At 45.9% G+C, this 18954-nt stretch carries 20 protein-coding genes and 1 pseudogene; 6 read left to right on the top strand and 15 right to left on the bottom strand.

The window, feature by feature from the left end:
• Window positions 1–4: 4 nt before the first annotated feature.
• The gene (locus BR63_RS01630; protein WP_243269998.1) at window positions 5–1462 is read right to left on the bottom strand and encodes a transposase; all 1458 of its coding nucleotides are present in this window, start codon (window positions 1460–1462) and stop codon (window positions 5–7) included.
• Between the two features lie 162 nt (window positions 1463–1624).
• On the opposite strand from BR63_RS01630, the pseudogene BR63_RS01625 reads away from it, so the two are divergent.
• The 3 genes and pseudogenes from BR63_RS01625 to BR63_RS01615 all read left to right on the top strand — a co-directional run.
• Window positions 1625–2557 (top strand): annotated as a pseudogene (locus BR63_RS01625) (glycosyltransferase family 2 protein); the annotation flags it as partial.
• A 124-nt stretch (window positions 2558–2681) separates the two neighbouring features.
• On the top strand, window positions 2682–3266 hold the full coding sequence (locus tag BR63_RS01620; RefSeq protein WP_034423336.1) for a peptidoglycan recognition protein family protein: 585 nt from the start codon (window positions 2682–2684) through the stop codon (window positions 3264–3266).
• A 12-nt stretch (window positions 3267–3278) separates the two neighbouring features.
• A complete protein-coding gene (locus tag BR63_RS01615; RefSeq protein ID WP_034423334.1) occupies window positions 3279–3617 on the top strand; it encodes a hypothetical protein in 339 nt (112 codons plus the stop codon).
• 91 nt (window positions 3618–3708) lie between these two features.
• Here BR63_RS01615 and BR63_RS01610 read toward each other — a convergent pair whose 3' ends face one another.
• The 10 genes from BR63_RS01610 to BR63_RS01570 form a co-directional block, all read right to left on the bottom strand.
• Complete coding sequence (locus tag BR63_RS01610) at window positions 3709–4554, bottom strand: CAP domain-containing protein (RefSeq protein ID WP_051965915.1); 846 nt, start codon at window positions 4552–4554, stop codon at window positions 3709–3711.
• A 181-nt stretch (window positions 4555–4735) separates the two neighbouring features.
• Window positions 4736–4867 (bottom strand): hypothetical protein, encoded by a 132-nt coding sequence (locus tag BR63_RS19705; RefSeq protein ID WP_276568939.1) that lies wholly within the window; start codon window positions 4865–4867, stop codon window positions 4736–4738.
• Window positions 4868–4986: 119 nt separating this feature from the next.
• A complete protein-coding gene (locus tag BR63_RS01605) occupies window positions 4987–5193 on the bottom strand; it encodes a hypothetical protein (protein ID WP_034423333.1) in 207 nt (68 codons plus the stop codon).
• 12 nt (window positions 5194–5205) lie between these two features.
• Entirely contained in the window at window positions 5206–5625 is a 420-nt protein-coding gene (locus BR63_RS01600; protein WP_034423331.1) for an EamA family transporter, read from the bottom strand.
• A 122-nt stretch (window positions 5626–5747) separates the two neighbouring features.
• Window positions 5748–7487: a thiol reductant ABC exporter subunit CydC gene (gene cydC, locus BR63_RS01595; RefSeq protein WP_034423330.1), complete on the bottom strand. Its 1740-nt coding sequence runs from the start codon at window positions 7485–7487 to the stop codon at window positions 5748–5750.
• Window positions 7484–9214, bottom strand: a complete 1731-nt coding sequence (gene cydD, locus BR63_RS01590) for a thiol reductant ABC exporter subunit CydD (protein WP_034423328.1) — start codon at window positions 9212–9214, stop codon at window positions 7484–7486. The genes cydC and cydD overlap by 4 nt, the downstream gene beginning before the upstream one ends.
• 63 nt (window positions 9215–9277) lie before the next feature.
• On the bottom strand, window positions 9278–10282 hold the full coding sequence (gene cydB, locus BR63_RS01585) for a cytochrome d ubiquinol oxidase subunit II (protein WP_034423326.1): 1005 nt from the start codon (window positions 10280–10282) through the stop codon (window positions 9278–9280).
• Window positions 10273–11658 (bottom strand): cytochrome ubiquinol oxidase subunit I, encoded by a 1386-nt coding sequence (locus BR63_RS01580; RefSeq protein WP_034423325.1) that lies wholly within the window; start codon window positions 11656–11658, stop codon window positions 10273–10275. The genes cydB and BR63_RS01580 overlap by 10 nt, the downstream gene beginning before the upstream one ends.
• A gap of 151 nt (window positions 11659–11809) precedes the next feature.
• A complete protein-coding gene (locus BR63_RS01575; protein WP_034423324.1) occupies window positions 11810–12220 on the bottom strand; it encodes an RrF2 family transcriptional regulator in 411 nt (136 codons plus the stop codon).
• A 151-nt stretch (window positions 12221–12371) separates the two neighbouring features.
• Window positions 12372–13850 carry a 4Fe-4S binding protein gene (locus BR63_RS01570; RefSeq protein WP_034423323.1) on the bottom strand — a complete coding sequence of 493 codons (1479 nt, stop codon included), beginning with the start codon at window positions 13848–13850 and terminating at the stop codon, window positions 12372–12374.
• 266 nt (window positions 13851–14116) lie between these two features.
• Between BR63_RS01570 and BR63_RS01565 the strand changes: the two genes are divergently transcribed.
• Both BR63_RS01565 and BR63_RS01560 read left to right on the top strand, forming a co-directional pair.
• Window positions 14117–14488 carry a phenylacetate--CoA ligase family protein gene (locus BR63_RS01565; protein ID WP_153802114.1) on the top strand — a complete coding sequence of 124 codons (372 nt, stop codon included), beginning with the start codon at window positions 14117–14119 and terminating at the stop codon, window positions 14486–14488.
• A 488-nt stretch (window positions 14489–14976) separates the two neighbouring features.
• Complete coding sequence (locus BR63_RS01560; RefSeq protein WP_034423320.1) at window positions 14977–16206, top strand: LL-diaminopimelate aminotransferase; 1230 nt, start codon at window positions 14977–14979, stop codon at window positions 16204–16206.
• Window positions 16207–16372: 166 nt separating this feature from the next.
• On the opposite strand, the gene BR63_RS01555 is transcribed toward BR63_RS01560, so the two are convergent.
• The 4 genes from BR63_RS01555 to BR63_RS01540 form a co-directional block, all read right to left on the bottom strand.
• Complete coding sequence (locus BR63_RS01555; protein WP_243270097.1) at window positions 16373–17155, bottom strand: enoyl-CoA hydratase/isomerase family protein; 783 nt, start codon at window positions 17153–17155, stop codon at window positions 16373–16375.
• A 329-nt stretch (window positions 17156–17484) separates the two neighbouring features.
• Window positions 17485–17781, bottom strand: coding sequence for a type II toxin-antitoxin system RelE/ParE family toxin (locus BR63_RS01550; RefSeq protein ID WP_034423317.1), 297 nt, complete (start codon window positions 17779–17781; stop codon window positions 17485–17487).
• A gap of 163 nt (window positions 17782–17944) precedes the next feature.
• Window positions 17945–18124, bottom strand: coding sequence for a hypothetical protein (locus BR63_RS19305; RefSeq protein WP_153802113.1), 180 nt, complete (start codon window positions 18122–18124; stop codon window positions 17945–17947).
• Between the two features lie 194 nt (window positions 18125–18318).
• On the bottom strand, window positions 18319–18462 hold the full coding sequence (locus BR63_RS01540; protein WP_153802112.1) for a hypothetical protein: 144 nt from the start codon (window positions 18460–18462) through the stop codon (window positions 18319–18321).
• A gap of 275 nt (window positions 18463–18737) precedes the next feature.
• Between BR63_RS01540 and BR63_RS01535 the strand changes: the two genes are divergently transcribed.
• Window positions 18738–18881, top strand: a complete 144-nt coding sequence (locus tag BR63_RS01535) for a hypothetical protein (protein ID WP_187142794.1) — start codon at window positions 18738–18740, stop codon at window positions 18879–18881.
• Window positions 18882–18954 lie beyond the last annotated feature (73 nt).

Below are 18954 nucleotides of genomic sequence, written 5' to 3'. Positions count from 1 at the left end.
GTAGTTATGCAGTTTCAGGATAATTTTTCCAATTCCATAACCTAAGTTCCAAAGAATGTGGCCAGAATTTATCAATAAGCCTTGAAAAACGCTGGGTTGCCGTGTCAAAATAGACTTGGATCAACTGCTCGCAACAGCGGATCCGACAACCGGCGTTGAAGAAGTACCTTATCACTTCGCAGAGGGAGGGGGCTTGTTCGGCGCCTTCTTTATTGCACTCCCAAGAGGCATAACAAAGAAGGGTCTTCGCTGTAAACAAGAGCTCCACATGTGCGAAATGAGCTGTTTCAGACTGAGCATAGCAAGATGTTAAACCAAGATTCTGTTTAGCGGTGCGGTAAAAAACTTCTATTCTCCATCGTTTAGCATAGGCAGTTGCAGCTTCTTCCGGCGTATCTACGCGATTGCTTATCAGGAGATACGCATCCTTGAAGGTTGCCGGGCATTCTTCCTCCGGAAGAACTATGCTGCCCTCGACAGCCTGCTTCTCATAAGTGGCTGCAATGGCAGCTATGGGTAAAAAACGTTGTCTAGTAATGGGTTTTCCCTTGCGTGTTAAGGTCTCATAGGGCATTTTGATGTAAATGTCCGGAATACTGAGAACCGATTCTTTGCCAAGGACCCGAAGCTGGGAATAAACTTCTCGCAGCAGTTGCTTCGGATTAAGTTTAATGTAGCGTTCCTTTCCTAGTACCGGGTCGTAGATTTTCCTGAATAGCGCCGTGTTACGTTTGGCTTTGGTAACCCAGTCAAAATTTTGACCCATCAGCCAGTTCAGGAACTTTTTACACAAAAACCAGCGATCCATGGCTACCCAGAGTCTGGCCTTGTTCAACTGACGCACCTCTGCGAGCATCTGTTTAGCAAGATCAAGCTTGGTTTGTTTTTCATTCTCCTGGCCATTTTTAACCCAGAAGCGCCACAGCATAGGATATTCGAGCCCATTCTTTAAGACAGCCAGGGTCGACACAAGATTAATGCACCATACATGGCACTTATCCGAACTGTCAAAGAGCCAACAGAGAAAGGGGATTTTTTTACCGTGAGGATGCTCAATTTTAGTATCGTCTAAGGCAATGATATCGCCGTCGGTCAGCCTGCTATCCGTGTTTTCTTGTAACCTGGCAAATCTGCCCAAAGAGAACCGGAGCCACTGAAAGGGCTTGGAGAGAAACCGGCTGAAGGCACTTTGAGAGATGATTTGCCCGGAAAGCAGTTGTTGTAAAAATGGAGCTTCCGTTGAAAACTTAGCATTTTGATTTGCAGAACTTGAATGATTAGCAAGGCCGCAGATGTAGGCAAAAGCCAGGAGCCACGCTGGAATTCCGGAGTGTTTGCGTATTCCGGACTGGGAAAACAGCAGAGACAGGTCAAACAAATCCCAAATTGTCTTGAGTACCGGGATTCCGGCACCTTGACCGTGATCCTTTTTTTCGAAAGTTGGTTTACACAGTTTCTTCATCAACATCACCCATATCGCTAGAGTGATGGTAAAAAATACCATCCAAAGCGATTATGGGGGCTTTTCGAAAAAGTCAAGACCTTTTTTGTCGAAAATTAGGATCTTTTTTAAAATATTTTTTGAGTTATTATTTTCTATTTATTTCCACCAACTGCATAACTCCTGTATAATTTAAGCCTCACGGGCGAAGATCGCCACTTCTGTATTCGGGCCGCCGCTCTGGGCTTAGAGCTCTATGCCGACACCCATTACCCGCCTTTTCACATTTACCGGCTTTCTGAACTGGAGCAACTCAAAGAGTACAAAAATCAAATAAAGCTAACGTCTCATAAAGTAAGAGCTAACGGCAGCCTGAGGGTAAAAACTCCCATATTGCAAAGAAAAACCGAAAAAAGGAATCACATTACCCTGGCCATGCTGATGAGAAATGAAGCCGACAGGTATCTGGAAAGAGTCCTGCAGCATGCTGCCCTATATATAGATAGGGCCGTGATCCTGGATGATGCCAGCGAAGACCATTCCGTAGAGGTGTGCCGTAAAGTGCTCCAGGGTATTCCTTTAACTCTCGTTTCTAACAAAGAACCATCTTTCCACAATGAGATTATACTAAGAAAACAACTCTGGGAAATGGTTGTCAAAACTGAACCTGATTGGATTTTAGTCCTGGATGCCGACGAAATCTTTGAAGACAGGGCTCCAGCCGTATTAAGAGAACTTGCCCAAAACCGGGAAGTCTATTATTATGCCTTTCGTTTATACGACATGTGGGCTGAAAACTATTATCGTGAAGATACCTACTGGAACGCCCATCAATGGTACCGCCCCTTTATGGTGAGATATCTCCCTGACTTTAGGTACGTTTGGCAAGAAACACCCCAACACTGTGGGCGCCTTCCCAAAAACATAACTGAGCTAAAGGGGCAAGCCTCCCAACTGCGGCTTAAACATTTAGGCTGGCTTAAACCCGAGGACCGCCTGCAAAAATATTACCGTTATAAACAACTGGACCCCCGCGCTCTCTATGGTATAAAAGAGCAATACGAGTCCATCCTCGATCCCAGACCAAACCTAATCCCCTGGGAGGAAGAGCTATAGGTATTTTCGCAGCCAAAGGGCTCACGATACCCCCCTTTCTCCTGGCAACGTTAACATTTTTTACAACAGCCGAGTATAATAAAAAGTATCTTACCCGGTATATAAGGCTGAAGGAGTTGAGAACATGCCCCGGCTGGACTTGACGCACATCGTCATTCACCATACAGGAGCAGAGGAAAAAGATACGGAACAAATTCGCCGTTATCATATGAAGTTGGGTTGGCAGGATATCGGCTATGACTATGTTATAGAAAAAGATGGCAAAGTGGTGGAGGGGCGGAGTCTATCCGTACAAGGTGCCCATGCGGGTGTCACTTATTATAACCAGCATGCTATTGGTGTTGCTGTAATTGGGAACCTGAGTAAAAGGGATATTTATCCTGAACAATTGTCCTCACTTATCGAATTACTGAAAAACCTGCTAGTAAAATATCATATCCCCATAAAGAACGTCCTGCTCCACCGGGAAATAAAAAAGACCGAATGCCCCGGAGACCGCTTTCCTAAAGCCACCGTAATGGCGGCCCTGGAAGAATATTTTTCTCCTAAACCAGGTCCAGAAAAACCTGCAGATCCCAACAAAGAATTGGAAAAATTGCTGGCCATGCTCCAGGAAGAAAGGAAAAAAAACCAGATTCTCCAGCAAAGAGTTAAACAGCTGGAAAAAGCTTTAGAAGAGATACAAGGCATAATTCTTAAAAATCGTTAGGAGGGATAATTGATGCCGGACTTTGGTGCACTGGGCACCCTTATTGCTTTAGCCGTCTTAACAGAGGCTACGGTACAAATCTTTTTTAAGGATACGCCCTCACCCATCTCTACCTATATATCCTCTTTAGATGATGAAAAGTCCCAGACAGTATTACGCCGTTTGTCAGCCATTATCGGTGTGGTCTATGCCTTCAACATGGGAGTAGACGTCTTTACCATCTTGGGTTATCAATCTAATCTCCCCTATGTAGGAAAGATTGCCTCGGGTTTGATCGCTAGCAGAGGATCAAATTATATACACGATAGTTTAGGAAACTTAATCAACAAGAATAGGGAACCCATCATTTAATGCGACTCTAAAAAACAAAATTGAAAAAGGCTGGTACCTGTACCGGCTCTTATTTTTAAAAAAGAAAAAGGAGACCCTTAAGGGAGTCTCCTTAACCTCCAAAGTGCTGGGTGTACATTTGTCCATAAGGCCCGCCACTCACAATCCCTATACCGATATGGGTAAACTTGGGATTGAGGATATTCTTGCGGTGTCCTGCACTGTTCATAAAGGCTTTCATGGCAGCCTCCACCGTTTTACCACCGGACAGGTTTTCGGCCACAGCGGAATAGTCACCTCCGGTAGCAGTACGAATCTGGGAGGCAAATCCACCCAAAGTTGGTGAAGTATGACTAAAGTAATTATTATCAATCATATCTTTACTCTTGGCACGTGCAGTCTGCACCATGCGCATATCGATTTTTAAAGGCGCCACACCGGCTTTTGCTCGTTCCTGGTTTACCATGTCCAACATTTTTTGTTCATCAGCTGTTAAACCGGGTACCTTCTCAGGTGTGTAAGATGAATCTGGTTTTGGTGTAGGCGCTGCTGCAGGCTCCGAAGATGGAACTGGAGCCGTTGGTGTACTAGGACTTGCAGGCGTTTTGGGTACAGCAGGCTCCCTTGGTGTACTTGGTACAGAAGAGTTGCCCGTCTTGGCAGCATACTCCGCCTTTAGGGCATCATAAGTGGCCTGGTCCACAGTACCTGTTGAAGTCAGGCCATGGGCCCTTTGAAAAATAAGAACAGCGGACTTGGTAGCTGTCCCATAGGTGTTGCTCACAGTACCATAGTAATAACCGGTGGCTTTAAGCATGGCATTGATTTCGCCCACGGTTTCGTTAACGTCCCCAGGCTGGGCGATAATCGTAGCTGCTTGGCCAATAGGAGCCAACAAGGTTAGTGAAAAAAGTAACAAGAGAGTCCAAACGATAGTTAGTCTTGTCAACTTGTTCATATTGTATCCCTTCTTTCTATCAAAGATGTGCTATCCAAGGTCGTACAGATAAGATAACACAGATAAAAAGAGAAATCAGCAGGTAAATTAAGGAAGGTTGGCGGCACGACAGAATAATATATAAAGTTGTAACTTCGGTTCTCCACTACATAATGCTTGATGCGGGGAGGCGAAAAGGATTTTACCTGCGTAGCAGCCTGCTAAATCCGGTAAAATTGCCGATTAATTTTTTAATCAAATAAAAAACAAGACCAACAATGGTCACAACAGGCATGATAAGAATAAGCAGGATGTAACTGATGTAACGCCCCATACAGTTTAACCCCTTCCCATTAGTTCACGCAAAAGTCAATCTATTTATGGATTTAATAAATTGTATTCCGGGAATAAACAATGGGTGATGGTTTATCAAAAAAAGCAGGTCTCCATGACCTACTTTTCCAGGGGTTTCTTTTGCCAGTTAAAAGCTTTTTCCAAGCAAACAGGAGGTTTCTGCCCTTTTTTAATATGGGCAGCAATACACTCACAGCATAAACCGTGGTACTGGCATTCTTTCTTTGGACAGGGACATTTTTCTTTTAATTCGGCAAAATTAAGGCACTTTTCTTTTATTGAATTTAGGCAATCTTGACAAGCCAACGCTCATCTCTCCTATTTCTTAATGATAAAAACACCTATGATAATTAAAAGGGCGCCTATAAGTTTGGTTGGGGTAAATTTTTCTCCTAAGAAGAAAATCGAAAGCAAAGCAGCTACCAGCGGAAACCCTGCCATAATAGGACTAACCAGAGAAACCTCTCCGTGTTTTAAAGCATAGTAATAAGCCAAATGGCCTAAAAGGGAAGCACAAATACCTTCCAGGCCGATAAAAAGCCAGGCTTTGGGTGGGACTGCGGTTAAACTGGCAAACTGTCCGCTGGCCAAAAGCCATCCCATTAATAGACTGGTGATGACAATACTACGTATGGAAAGGGCCAGGCCGGGATTCACTTGAACCAGGCCAATCTTCCCAAAAAGCGGGGCAATTCCCCAAAGAAGCATGCCTAAAAAGGCAAACATCAGTGACTTCATACGCTCACCCCCTTTATGTTCTTATTTAGTATATCATTTAGTACCAGGTTAAGAGATATTTTATTTCGGTTTTATTACAACAAACCTCTGCAACTTTTTGCAGAGGTTTGTTTTTATCTATATTAAGTTTTTTCCACCAGAACCTGGTGCTGTAATTCCCACATTTTATAATAAAGTCCTTTCTGCGCCAGAAGTGTCTCATGGGTTCCCTGCTCCACCACTTTGCCTCCTTCAAGAAACAGAATCTGATCCATAACCTCAAGCCCTGTTAAGCGATGGGTAATAACCAGGGTCGTTCGCCCCTCCATCAAGCCATAGATAGTACCCATGACTTCCTTTTCTGTGACAGGATCAAGCCCGACCGTAGCTTCGTCCAGGATCAGGATGGGGGCATTTTTCAAAAGAACCCGGGCAATGGCCAGGCGTTGCCGCTGGCCGCCGGAAAGTTTTAACCCTTCCTCCCCTACATAGGTATCATAACCATGCGGAAGACTTTGTATAAAGTCATAAAGCTGGGCCTTCCGGATAGCATCTACCAGTTCCTCAGGGCTGGCCCCCGGCTTGGCCAGTAAGAGATTTTCCCCGATGGTAGCATTAAAGATATGGGTTTGCTGGGTAACCACCCCCATGAGCTGCCGCAGGGTTTCCGGAGAATAGGCCCTGATTTCGTGGTTACCCAAAGTGATAGAACCCTCTTCATATTCCCAAAAACGCAACAACAGGTGAACAAAAGTACTTTTTCCCGCTCCGCTGGGCCCTACGATAGCCAGGCGGCCCCCCTGGGGCAACACGAAATCCAAGCCGTCCAGGACCCAGGAATCATTCTCCCTGTAGCGAAAACGTAAGCCCTTTACCTCCAGGTCATATCTATGGGGTATAAGCCAGTGACCAGCCCGGTCCTGAACTACAGGTTTGGTGTCGGTAATCTCGAATAGCCGCCGGGCGGCCTCCATGCTTTCCTCCATGTGCTGGTAAACCAAAGGCAGGGGAAGCACGGCTTCAAAACTGCCCATAGCCCCCAGAGCCAGCATCGCCAGGTAGATTCCGTCCAGTTTTCCTCCGGCCACCAGAGGAATGGTTAAGACTAGAACGCACCACAGGGCTAAATTCATGGTAAGCATAACCAGGGCCCCCGAAAGGCCGGTAAAACCGGCCACCCTTCCCTGGAGGCCTATAAGTTCCCTGCTCAAGCCTTCTATTTTTACCTGCTGCCGCCAGCCTTGCCCGAAGGCCGTAATTTCCGTCATTCCCCGTATACTGTCTACCAGAAGGACATTGAGGGCTCCTTTTACTTCTACCATCCGCCTTCCTATCCCACGGCTGAGGCTCCTTATCCCCAGGGGTATCCCCACCGCTGCCAGGAGAAAGAAGAAAAGTACTACAAGGGCCGCCTGAAGATGAAACCAGGCTAAAAAAAGAAAAACTCCTAACAAAACCATAAAAGCTACCAGAGGGGGTGCCAAAACCCGCAAATAAAAAAATTTTAAGGTATCCACATCCCCTACGATACGGCTCAAGAGTTCACCACTCCCATAGTCCATCAGGTGGGCCGGGGCCAAAGGTTCCAGTTTCCTGTAAAACCAAACCCGTATCTGGCTTAGAATACGGAAAGTCACATCATGGGTAAAATATCGCTCTAAATAACGAAACACGGCCCGGGAAATTCCGAAAAAACGAACCCCCACAATGAGTGTCATCAGGTCCAGGATAGGCGGGTGTAAAGCTGCTCTGGAAATGAGAAGGGCTGAGACAGCCAGGAGTCCGATATTGCTGCCCACCGTTAAAGCCCCTAAAATGGTGGCTAAAAAGATAAATCCCCGGTAAGGCGCCAGCAATCTCCAAAGCCGCAGAAAAATTCTCATCCCACACCTCCCCCTGCTGCTACCAGCCGGTAGTAGGTTCCCCACCGGCCCATAAGTTCTTCATGCCGTCCACTCTCCACCACTCTCCCTTCCTCTAACACCAGAATACGATCAGCCTGGTAGACGGTGGAAAGGCGATGAGCGATCACCAGTACCGTACGGCCTTTCATCAGACTTTCCAGGGCCTTTTGTACTTCCCACTCCCTTTCAGGGTCAAGACCTGCCGTAGCTTCGTCAAGAATTAAGAAGGGAGCATCCTGGAGAAAAGCCCGGGCAATGACCAGGCGCTGGGCCTGGCCGCCGCTTAAACCCATCCCCCCATCTCCTACAGGAGTATGGTAACCCTGAGGCAGGCGGAGGATAAACTCATGGGCTCCCGCCAGCCGGGCTGCCGCCATCACTTCATCAAGAGAGGCCTGGGGACGTCCCAGGCTAATGTTTTCACTGACGGTACCGTAAAAAAGATAGGGATTCTGGGGTACCAGGGCCACATAGCGGCGCCATTCCTCCGGGGAAAGGTCATCTAGAGGGATCCCATTAACCAAGATTTTACCGCCGGTAGGTTCGATAAAACGCAAAAGCAGATGGGCAATGGTGCTCTTCCCCGCCCCACTGATCCCTACCAAAGCCACCCGTTCCCCGGGAAAAAGCTCAAAGGAAACGTCCCTCAGGACCGGCCGGACGCCTTCATCGTAGCTATAGGAAACTTCTTCAAAAGAAATATGAAGCCTGGGATTGGGAGGTAAATCTTTTGCGTTCTGGACTTGCCCCTGGGGCAAGGGCTGGTCGAGGACCTGGAAAATACGCATGCCAGCACTAACAGCGGAAAGGCCCGCGTGAAACTGGCCGCCCAGGAGCCTCAAGGGTAAATAGAACTCAGGAGCCAGCAGTAAAAGGAAAAAGGCTTCTTCAAAAGAAATCCGGTCATAAACGAGGCGTAACCCCAAGGCTACGGCCACCATGGCAGTACTGAGGGTGGCCAGGAGCTCCAGCACCAGGGCCGAAAGGAAAGCCACCCGTAAAACCTCCAGGGTAGTCTGGCGAAAACGGTTACTGACCAGGGACACCACTTCCCCCTGGGCCACGCTGCATCCAAAAAGTTTTAAAGTGGTAAGTCCCCGCAAAACATCAAGGAAATGGGCATTCATCCTGCTTAATACATCCCACTGCCTTCGACTGACAGCCTCCGCCCTCCTGCCGATGAGGATCATAAAGAGGGGTATGAGAGGGGCTGTACCTAGCAAAATAAGGCCTGAAAGGAGATCAAGGGGAAAAACAAATCCCAGAAACAAAAGGGGAATCAGAGTAGCCTGGGCTAGCTGGGGCAAATAGCGGGAAAAATATACTTCCAAAGCCTCTGTTCCTTCCGTTAGGAGGTTTACCAGTTCCCCTGTCTGCTCCCCACGCACATACACCGGTCCCAGAGCAAAAAGGTGAGCTAAAAGCCGCTCCCGTATTCCATGTTTAATCCGGACGGCAGCCCCATGGGCTGTAACTTCACTGAGCCAGGAAAGCCCTGCGCGTAAAAAGATAACCCCCAAAAGAGCTAAAAGCTGGCTCCAGACTCCCTTTAAATCCTGGCCCTCGAGAAAAACCCTGTTGACAACCTGAGACAAGTAGCGGGCCTGTAAAACAACCAGTAGACCAAGCCCCACACCCAGCCCCACGGTCAGAACCAATAAGCCGTCTGCTATCCTTGCCTCCCGCCAAAGCCTTTTATCCATCATTATCTCCATCCCCCTCTATCCCGGAGGCCCAGTTCCCCAGCCCCCTGAGCAAAGTTTCTACAGTTAATACTCTAAGTGTTTAGCGTTCACCCGCTGGCGGAAAACCCAGTAAGTCCAGCCCTGGTAAAGGAGCACAACAGGCACCAGGATCAAAGCTGCAATGGTCATAATCTTCAGGGTATAGGAACTGGAGGAAGCATTATAGATCGTAAGGCTCCAGGCGGGGTTAAGGCTGGAAACCATCACCCGGGGGAAAAGACCCCAGAAAATAGCCAGGGTAGAAAAAACGATGGTTAATCCGTTAAACACAAAGGCCAGCCCACTCTTTCCCGAACGTAAAAACCAGTAAGCCAGGAGCAAAGCCACAGCGGCCCCGCAAAATATAAGCCCAGCTCCCAGTTTAGTAAATATATCAGTTTGGCTGTAACTTAGAACAATGAGGAGAATAAAGACAGGCACAGCAATGATAAAGAGCCCTAAAGCGGTTTTGCGGCTCCGCTCTGCCAACTCACCCTCAATTTTCAGAGAAAGAAAGATGGCGCCGTGTAAAGCGAAGACTAAAAGTCCAGCTAAGCCACCCACTAAAGTATAAGGAGAGAGGAGATCCCAAAAGGTCCCCACGTATTCCATCTTATCATCTATAGGCACCCCCCGAATCAGGTTAGTCATGGCTACACCCCAGAGCAGAGCTGGAATCAGGCTCCCTGCAAAAATCATCCTATCCCAGCATTTACGCCAGGTGGGGTTCTCGTCCTTGCTGCGGAACTCGAAGGCCACCCCCCGTACAATCAAGGCCGCCAGGATGAGAAACAGGGCTAAGTAAAAACCGCTGAAAAGGGTGGCATACCAGTTGGGGAAAGCCGCAAATAAAGCCCCACCTGCCGTCAGCATCCAAACTTCGTTGCCATCCCAAAAGGGACCGATGGTGTTAATGATCATACGGCGCTCCGTATCTGTTTTCCCTATCACGGGCAGCAAGATACCCACACCATAATCAAAACCTTCCAAGAAGAAAAAGCCGATAAAGAGGACTGTGACCAGGATAAACCAAAGCACATTTAAGTCCATAACGATACCTCCTTAGAAGTTCCTACGGATTTCGGAGTAATAGTCTCCTCCGGCCCTTGCTTGGCGTATTTGGTTAACAAGTAAACATCAGCCACCGCTAAGGCACCGTAAAGCACAGTAAAACCGACTAAGGTAGTTAAAACAGCACCAGCAGAAACTGAAGGTGAAATAGCTTCTTCTACCTTCTGCAGGCCCTGGACAATCCAGGGTTGGCGCCCTATTTCGGCCACGAGCCAACCGCTGGTATTGGCGATATAAGGCAGGGGAATAGCCCAGAGCATAGCTTTAAGGAACCAAGCCTTTTCTTCCAGCTGCCCCTTACGGGTCAGGTAGAGGCCATAAAGAGCCAGCAAAATCATGAGGACACCGGCGCCCACCATGATACGGAAACTCCAGAAAACAGGAGTGACCGGTGGTATGTAGTTTCCAGGACCGTATTTGGCTTCATACTCGGCCTGAATTTCCTTGATACCTTTAACCTCACCGCTAAAGGTATTGTAGGAAAGAAAACTCAACAGTTTAGGTATCTTAATCTCAAAAGAGTTGGCCTGGGCTTTCTCATCAATGAAAGCCACCAGAGCCAAAGGTGCAGGATCGGCACTTTCCCAATGAGCCTCGGCTGCCGCCATCTTCATGGGCTGGGAGTTAACCAGGTGTTGTCCCTGAAAATGGCCCACTGTAGTAACGAGAAGAATGCTGATAACTCCCATGATCAAACCCAGCCGGAAAGAACGCCTGAAAAAGTCCAGGTAGTTTTTCCTTAATAGATGGTAAGCGCTAATCCCCATGACGAAAAAGGCCGCCGTGGCAAAACCGGAGAGAACCGTATGGGGGAATTGATACAGCACATGGGGATTTGTCAGCAGGGCAAAAAAGTCCGTCATCTCGGCCCGGCCATTCTTGAGCACATAGCCCACAGGCTGCTGCATGAAAGAATTGGCCACCAGAATCCAGAAAGCCGAAAGGTTCGTGGCAAAGGCCACCAGCCAAATGGCTGCGGCATGCTGCACTTTCGAGAGTTTATCCCAGCCAAAAATCCACAGGCCGATAAAAGTAGACTCAATAAAGAATGCCGCTAAAGCCTCCACTGCCAATGGAGCGCCGAAGATATCCCCTACAAAACGGGAATACCCTGACCAGTTCATCCCGAACTGAAACTCCTGGACAATACCGGTAACAACCCCCATGGCAAAATTAATTAAAAAGAGCTTTCCCCAAAACTGGGCCATCTTTTTGTAGGTTTCGTTCCCTGTCTTCACGTAAATAGTCTCCATGATAGCGACCAGAATAGAAAGCCCCAGGGTTAAAGGTACAAAGAGAAAATGATAAACAGTCGTCACGCCAAACTGCCATCTTGCCAACAATAGCTCACTCATAGACTTACCTCCTCACATCTTTCTTTAAACAACTGTCTTTAGCTGTTCTACGATAAAATGCCTGCCCATTTTCCCCTCCTTCCTCCTGGTAGCGCATAATCTATACTAAAATAGTATAGTTTAGGGTAAAAAAATTCCTTCCTTTGAACACTTAAGTCTTTCCGGCCAGCTCAGCAAAGTTATAACGGCTTAATTCCTTAACCAGATTAGCCTGAATCCCGTCCAGGACCTGGTGAATGGGACAGCAGTCAGCCCAGTGTTTACTGCAGTATTCAGGATCTAAAAGACAGCGGTTAATATGCACAGAACCCTCTATGGCCTCTACCACATCCAGCAAAGTGATCTCCCGGGGAGATTTGGCCAGGGTATACCCCCCATCCACACCCCGGTAAGATTTGACAATTCCGGCCTTAATGAGGGAACGCATAATTTTAAGCAAAAACCGCATGGGAATCTCTTCCCTGCTGGCAATGGTTTGAGCACTGACAACTTCCCCGGAAGCAAATTTGGCTAAGTGTAGAACAGCGCGAAAGGCATAATCCGTTGCTTGGTTCAACTGCATGTAAAGTTTCTCCTTTTATAATGTATACTAAAAAAGTATAGTTTGGTTAATTACAACATAATCCATTTTACCGCACCCGTCAAGAATTGTTTTTCAGGATAAAGAGCCAAAAAAGAACAGTCCTGCACTAGGCAGGACTGTTCCTGTTTTCTCATGCGCTCTCTGCAAAAAATCCTCTCTCATCAACACCTTTCTCTTTCAAAACTCTAACAGTGGCGTTCACCATGGGTTTGGGACCGCACATGTAAACTTTATAACCTTCCAGCTTCATATCTTTGAGCACGTCTGTAACAAAACCTCTGTGCCCTTGCCAGCTTTTGTCGGGGAAAGCAACTGTGGGAAGATATTTGAACTTAGGATTTTGGGCAGCTAGCCCTTTAAAAAATTCATCATAAATAAATTCCTCTTCTTTGTTAACCCCATAAATCAGGGTTACATCCTCTAGAGAATTCTTGTTTTGCAAGAGGTCCTCAACAATGGGGACAAAGGGGGTTATGCCAATGCCTCCTGCCACCAAAAGGACTTTAGGGTGATGTTTATCCACCACGAGTTCCCTGCCCAGAGGTCCCTCCAATTCTACAGTGTCCCCTGCCTTAAAGCCGCCGAAAATAATGCTGGTGCCAAAACCGTCTTTCAGTTTTTTAATGGTAACGCTGAGCCTTTCCCCGTCCTCATGATAAGAAGAGATTGAGTAAGCCCTGAACATCTCGGGATCATCCAAAATCTTAACTAAAATAAACTGCCCAGCTTCGTAGTTTACCTTTTCCGGTTCTATCAACTTAAAGGTATATTCGGTCACATCGTGCGTCAGCGGTTTTACCCCTTCCACAATTCCTTTAATCCTTCGCCTGCCCTCATACCCAGTCTTATTAACAGCTTCACTCCTCTGTTTGGACTCATCATAATTGGCCAGGGACAAAATCCCTGCCGGGCAATTTTCAATACAGGTGGTACAACGGATGCAGTTTTCGTTATCAAATTGATTTTCCGGGGAGAATTCAAGATAAGGCTTTAACTGCATGGGACAAACCCTGGAGCATTTCCCGCATTTATGGCATAATTCGGGAGCAGCAACAGTAACTTTTTTATCTGTTCCGGTGTTGAGGCCGGTAGCTTTCCCCAGTTTATAGAAAAGCTGTTCTATGGTACCCATGGGGCAAAAATTACACCAGGCCCGGGGTGTTACAAATAAGGCCAGCGTTGTACCTATGATGGTGGGAATGAGATAATTCATGGTGAAAACAAAACCTAACTTATCATAAAAGGTTAGGGTGCCCCATAACTGTGACACCTTTACAACTCTCCAGGTAAACATCCCCATATACCAGAGGAAGAATAGGACTTTTAAAGTTGTTGAGGTAATGAGCCCCGGTATTTTCTTATTGGGGGAAAGGGGTAACAAAATAAAGTCAAAGAGGCTGCCGTGGGGGCAAAGATTGCCGCACCAGTATTTGCCTTTAAAAAAGCCTAATGTCATAATCGTCAGCATAATGAGTATCAACAAAAGCCCCAGCTTGGGATAGAACAGGCCGCCAATGGCAATAAAAGGCACAATGGTCCAGGAAATCTTCTTAAAGTTGTTAAATGTACGGTTTGTTTTAATATAAAACGATGGTGTCTCTTTGCTCATGCGTTACCTCCCGCTGCTATATTATAGTTTTTATATATATGTTTTACTCTATGTTATTATATACCCCCCGGAGGTATTTTGTAAATACTCTTTATCCGTTCAATTACTGCCAAAATTTTCCCAAAATCGAGTAAGGTAAAGCCGAAGTAATTTGCTTCGGCTTTTATCCTTCTCACAGAACCGTACGTACGGGCCTCGTATACGGCTCCTGATAAATCTCAGTCACTATTACCTATAGTGATACAAAATGCCGACATTGTAAGGTCATGCGGGATTTACGGCCCAACGTGGTCATCACCACCCCTTCTTATGCCGTTACCCTTTCCGAAGACGCTGCAAAGGAAGGTTTTGACCTGACGAGCCTCGCTTTGAAAAAGCTCTGGTTAACAGGTGAAGGTTGTTCCCCATCTTTTCGGAACAGGCTGGAAAAAATCTGGGACACCAGCGCCAATTTCTATTACGGCTCCCTGGAGGCCGGCGCCATAGGCGTTGAATGTGATCAGCATAACGGACGACTGGTAGATGAAATCGTGATTAAAGGGGTCAAATTTTCCCCCTTCTATTTAGAGGAATTTTTAATGCTGTCCAATGTGGTTTTATTGGAACAATTCACATATAAAGTTATACTTGTATATTAAAAAAACTGGCCTAAGCGCCAGTTCTATCTTTCTTATTGATCCCCATCTACTTTTTTATTTAGTCCTTTAAGTTCTAAGAATATCTGTTGAAGTATATTCTCCTCCATACTAAACAACCCCCTCTTACTAAATTTATCATACCATAAGGTTAACTATAAGCCAACAACTATACCACTAAAAACAAAATCCTACGTTTTTCGTCCGTTGATCATTAGCTTGATAGAATTTGCTGCAAAAACTCCCGTAGTAAGAGCAGCAGACAATAGCACAGTACCGTAACCATTAACCATCTCCTTCATTTTGGCTACACTGTTACGTACCCTATTATAATGGTATTCTAAATTAGATATCTTAAATATCCGGCTATTTTCATGCTTTTCGTGTTATATTTATCCGAGTTTGCCTGGCGGAGTTGAAAAATTTCCTCCGGATAAATATAATTTTGCATATCATACCAAATTTTATAGAGAAGGGAATGGAAATAGCTTATGGCACTTGTTAACGAGAATTACCTTAAACTGCCCGGGAGTTACCTTTTTTCGGAAATAGCCCGGAGGGTCAACAAGTTTAAAAAGGACAACCCTGACGCCGACATTATTAGACTGGGTATCGGGGATGTTACCCGGCCCCTCCCTCCCGCCGTGGTGGAGGCAATGAAAAAAGCCGTGGAGGAAATGGGCCGTCAAGAAACTTTCAGGGGTTACGGTCCAGAACAAGGGTACGAGTTCCTTATCGAGAAAATAATCGAAAACGATTTTAGACCGAGGGGAGTGGAACTAGCGATTGACGAGGTGTTTGTCAGCGACGGCGCTAAGAACGATACGGCCAACTTCCAGGAGCTTTTCGGCATCGGCAACATACTGGCGGTAAGCGATCCGGTTTACCCAGTTTACGTTGACAGCAACGTCATGGCCGGGCGTACCGGCCCCGTAAACGCAAAAGGACAGTTTGAAAAAATAGTCTACCTCCCCTGCACCGAGGAAAACGGCATGAAGCCGCCCCTCCCCCGGACCAGAGTGGACATGATATACCTGTGCTTCCCCAACAACCCCACCGGAATGACCCTTTCCAAGGAGGAACTGAAAAAATGGGTGGATTACGCCAGGGAAAACAGGTCGGTTATATTGTTTGACGCCGCCTATGAGGCTTACATACAGGAGGAAGGGGTTCCCCACAGTATATTCGAGGTTGAGGGCGCCCGCGAGGTGGCAGTGGAATTCAGAAGCTTTTCCAAGACCGCCGGTTTTACCGGCACCAGGTGTGCCTACACCATAGTGCCCAGGGAGGTAATGGTTTATGACTCCACGGGCAAGGCTCACAGCCTTAACTCCCTGTGGCTGAGAAGACAGACCACCAAGTTCAACGGGGTTTCTTACCCCGTCCAGGCGGGGGCCGCTGCGGTCTTTTCCGAAGAGGGTAAAAAGCAGGTAAAGGAAATGATAAATTACTATATGGAAAATGCCAGGATCATCAGGGAGGGCCTGGAAAAAGCCGGCTACAAGGTGTTCGGAGGGGTAAACGCCCCCTATATCTGGCTCAAGACTCCTGGCAATATGGGGTCCTGGGACTTTTTCGACAAGCTCATGAAGGACGCCAACGTGGTGGGGACCCCCGGCGCCGGTTTTGGAGCAAACGGAGAGGGATATTTCAGGTTAACCGCCTTCGGTACCAGGGAAAACACTGAAAGAGCCGTTGAGAGGATTAGGACCAGGATGTAGTTGAGGGTAGTCAGTAGCAGGCATCAACCCTTAATCGAGAATAAGCAGAATGCGCAACAGCAAAGGTTGTTGCGCATTTACTGTCAAATGTGAAATAACTAATTCAAGCGGCTTAATTATCACCACCAATTTTATGACGGGTTATTCAAAATTAAATCTGTTAAAATTAAACACCTTTAAAAACTGGATTACGTTTTTCTTTAAAGGCGGCTACACCCTCTTTATTGTCCATGGTTTGCAAACATATACTCTGTAAATCTGCTTCCAACTCTAAAGAGTTTTCCAGGGTTAAATTGTAACTTTGATTTAGTATTTTCTTCGTTAGACTTATAGCAATAGGTGCAGCTTTGCTTAGCTTTTCCGCAAATTCATAAGTAACCTCTCCTAATTCTTCCTCTCTTACCACACGATTTACAATACCTAACTGAAGTGCCTTATCCGCATCAATCGGTTCTGCTGTAAACATAAGTTCCTTTGCTTTCTGTAGTCCTACTAGGCGCGGAAGTAAGTAAGTGCCCCCGCAATCAGGCAATAAGCCTACCTTTGCGAAGCTTTGGACAAACTTTACAGATGTTGTGCAAAAAACTATATCACAAGCCAGTGCTAGATTAAAGCCGGCACCTGCTGCCACTCCATTGACCATAGCTATAACAGGTTTCTCCAAATTAAAAATAGTTGATGTTATTCTACCTGCAGAAATAATGTACTTTCGGCCATCAACAACATTCCCAATACTTTCAATATGGGTGAGATCTCCTCCAGCACAGAAAGCTTTACCCGCACCAGTTAAGACTATTACTTTTACGTTTGGGTCACCTTCGCACTCCTGTAGAACTTGAATTAACTCATCAATTAATTCAGGGCTTAAAGCATTATAAGATTTCGGTCTATTCATTATTACTGTAGCTATTCCGTTTTTTCTTTCTAACAAGACTAATTTTTCATTCATCACCGTACATTCCTCCTTAAAATATTTTCGTTTTATATTTGATTCCACTGCAGAAACCCTTATTTTCACCTCAAATTGTCTACATATAGTGTGATGTGTTAGAATTGACCACTATAGACAGCGCGTGAAATCATAAAATGGTACTTTTTGCAACGGAATCATATTTGAATCAATTTCATAAATCCTGTACTAAAAAGTGTAGACCTATCCCAAAATTGAATAACTTAGCAGCATTGTATATCATAGCCTGCATCAGCCAACACAAAACGCAGATTTTCTGAAAGGATACTTTTTTTCATACCCCAGAAAAGCTCACAAGGGGCTATTAGTTAAATATTCTTCATGTACTGTTTCAATTCCTCATAGAAAATTTCACGAGTGCCGGCCAGTATTACAACAACGGTTGAGCTGCCTTCTTCAATGATTGTATAGGCCGGCTCGTAATTTGTTCTGCTGTAATAAATATCATAGCAAAAAACGCCGGAAAGATCGCCCGTTTTGGATTCGCCTATATAAGGGTCCTTGAGGATTTCATCGACAGCTTTTTGAAAAGCTGCTTTAAGCGGTTTGTCTTTTAGCTTCTTTAAAAAACGGGCGGCGGGAGGCAGAATAATAAGCTTATACATTATTCGTCCTCCGTACCGAAAACACCTTCATATGTGGAAAATCTGACTTTACCGGAGGCAGCAAGGCGGGCTTCATCAAGCAGGCGTTCAACGGCGGGACGGACTTTACGCCGCATTTCCTTGAACCTTTCGAAAAGCTCCGTCCCGGAAAGGCCTTGAGATATTAAGTCAGCAAGGATTTGCTCATCGAATTCACCACTGCACTCCCGCACAGGGCGGATAACAATGGCGTTGTTTTGGAAAGGGCAGTCTGGTAATCTATTACCTTACCTAAATATAAACCTGTAACCCTTGCCAGTTCTGCTTCAATCTTATCCGTAATCTCCTGTGCAAATAATGCCAAGCCCTTTGACTTTTCAAGTTTGGCCTCCGCTTTCCCTCCTAAAATTTCCCCGGAGATTTCCTCGATCTTCGCATTGAGTGCTGCTTTAAGTTTACCGTCCCTTTTTTCCCTGTCTCCTGTCTTTGCGTTTTTGGCAAGATAGTCAAAAATCTCTCTGGCCTCATGATACTGATGATCTGAATATGCTTGGCAAACTAGGCCGTCTTTTCCGCGGTGATTAAGTTCGCTTCATAATGGTTGAAAACTGTCAGCAATGCCCATACCAAAACCACCAGGGTTAGGGCTACAACACTGGCACTAGTCATATTTCTTTGCTTGTTGTTTATTTTCACATTCATAAGTACTCAACCTTTCTCACGGTAAAATCACACAGGTCCGGTTTTCTCTTGTTCTCCCGGAATATATTAGATGGAATGTGGGGGGCCGCAAGCTACATTCAACCTTATTATTAGACTGGAATTTTCAAAAATTGTTCCACACAATTCTAGTGTTATCAGCCCATATTCTTGTTAACGCACTTACGCAAGCCTGACCCCGAATAAGTTTCATGGATATGATGGAATGAAAAATCAAACAATACAATGTAAAGATACAGGAAAAAAGGGGAAAGGAAATGGACAAAAAGAAAAGGGAAGAACCAACCATAGCTCCCGGAAATGAGGAATTATTAGAAAAAAAAGCATCCAGGGAAGATATTAAGAACGGTAATTATACCAGGGTCACTGCCCTGTCCTATGATGAAGTGAATCCGAGTTAACAAGCTGAAACAAAGGACTACGTCCCTAACACCCTGTACAGGAAAGCTATGCTTTACTGTACAATGGGAAAAG

Origin of the sequence: Thermanaerosceptrum fracticalcis, from assembly GCF_000746025.2 — a bacterium.
Lineage (GTDB): Bacteria > Bacillota > Peptococcia > DRI-13 > DRI-13 > Thermanaerosceptrum > Thermanaerosceptrum fracticalcis.
This window is presented reverse-complemented; position numbering and strand designations above follow the sequence as displayed.

Bases quoted from the DNA above. Each gene is read 5' to 3' on its own strand.
- BR63_RS01630 (WP_243269998.1), bottom strand. From the start codon at position 1,462: ATGAAGAAACTGTGTAAACCAACTTTCGAAAAAAAGGATCACGGTCAA.
- BR63_RS01620 (WP_034423336.1), top strand. From the start codon at position 2,682: ATGCCCCGGCTGGACTTGACGCACATCGTCATTCACCATACAGGAGCA.
- BR63_RS01615 (WP_034423334.1), top strand. From the start codon at position 3,279: ATGCCGGACTTTGGTGCACTGGGCACCCTTATTGCTTTAGCCGTCTTA.
- BR63_RS01610 (WP_051965915.1), bottom strand. From the start codon at position 4,554: ATGAACAAGTTGACAAGACTAACTATCGTTTGGACTCTCTTGTTACTT.
- BR63_RS19705 (WP_276568939.1), bottom strand. From the start codon at position 4,867: ATGGGGCGTTACATCAGTTACATCCTGCTTATTCTTATCATGCCTGTT.
- BR63_RS01600 (WP_034423331.1), bottom strand. From the start codon at position 5,625: ATGAAGTCACTGATGTTTGCCTTTTTAGGCATGCTTCTTTGGGGAATT.
- cydC (WP_034423330.1), bottom strand. From the start codon at position 7,487: ATGAGAATTTTTCTGCGGCTTTGGAGATTGCTGGCGCCTTACCGGGGA.
- cydD (WP_034423328.1), bottom strand. From the start codon at position 9,214: ATGATGGATAAAAGGCTTTGGCGGGAGGCAAGGATAGCAGACGGCTTA.
- cydB (WP_034423326.1), bottom strand. From the start codon at position 10,282: ATGGACTTAAATGTGCTTTGGTTTATCCTGGTCACAGTCCTCTTTATC.
- BR63_RS01580 (WP_034423325.1), bottom strand. From the start codon at position 11,658: ATGAGTGAGCTATTGTTGGCAAGATGGCAGTTTGGCGTGACGACTGTT.
- BR63_RS01575 (WP_034423324.1), bottom strand. From the start codon at position 12,220: ATGCAGTTGAACCAAGCAACGGATTATGCCTTTCGCGCTGTTCTACAC.
- BR63_RS01570 (WP_034423323.1), bottom strand. From the start codon at position 13,850: ATGAGCAAAGAGACACCATCGTTTTATATTAAAACAAACCGTACATTT.
- BR63_RS01565 (WP_153802114.1), top strand. From the start codon at position 14,117: ATGCGGGATTTACGGCCCAACGTGGTCATCACCACCCCTTCTTATGCC.
- BR63_RS01560 (WP_034423320.1), top strand. From the start codon at position 14,977: ATGGCACTTGTTAACGAGAATTACCTTAAACTGCCCGGGAGTTACCTT.
- BR63_RS01555 (WP_243270097.1), bottom strand. From the start codon at position 17,155: ATGAATGAAAAATTAGTCTTGTTAGAAAGAAAAAACGGAATAGCTACA.
- BR63_RS01550 (WP_034423317.1), bottom strand. From the start codon at position 17,781: ATGTATAAGCTTATTATTCTGCCTCCCGCCGCCCGTTTTTTAAAGAAG.
- BR63_RS01540 (WP_153802112.1), bottom strand. From the start codon at position 18,462: ATGAATGTGAAAATAAACAACAAGCAAAGAAATATGACTAGTGCCAGT.
- BR63_RS01535 (WP_187142794.1), top strand. From the start codon at position 18,738: ATGGACAAAAAGAAAAGGGAAGAACCAACCATAGCTCCCGGAAATGAG.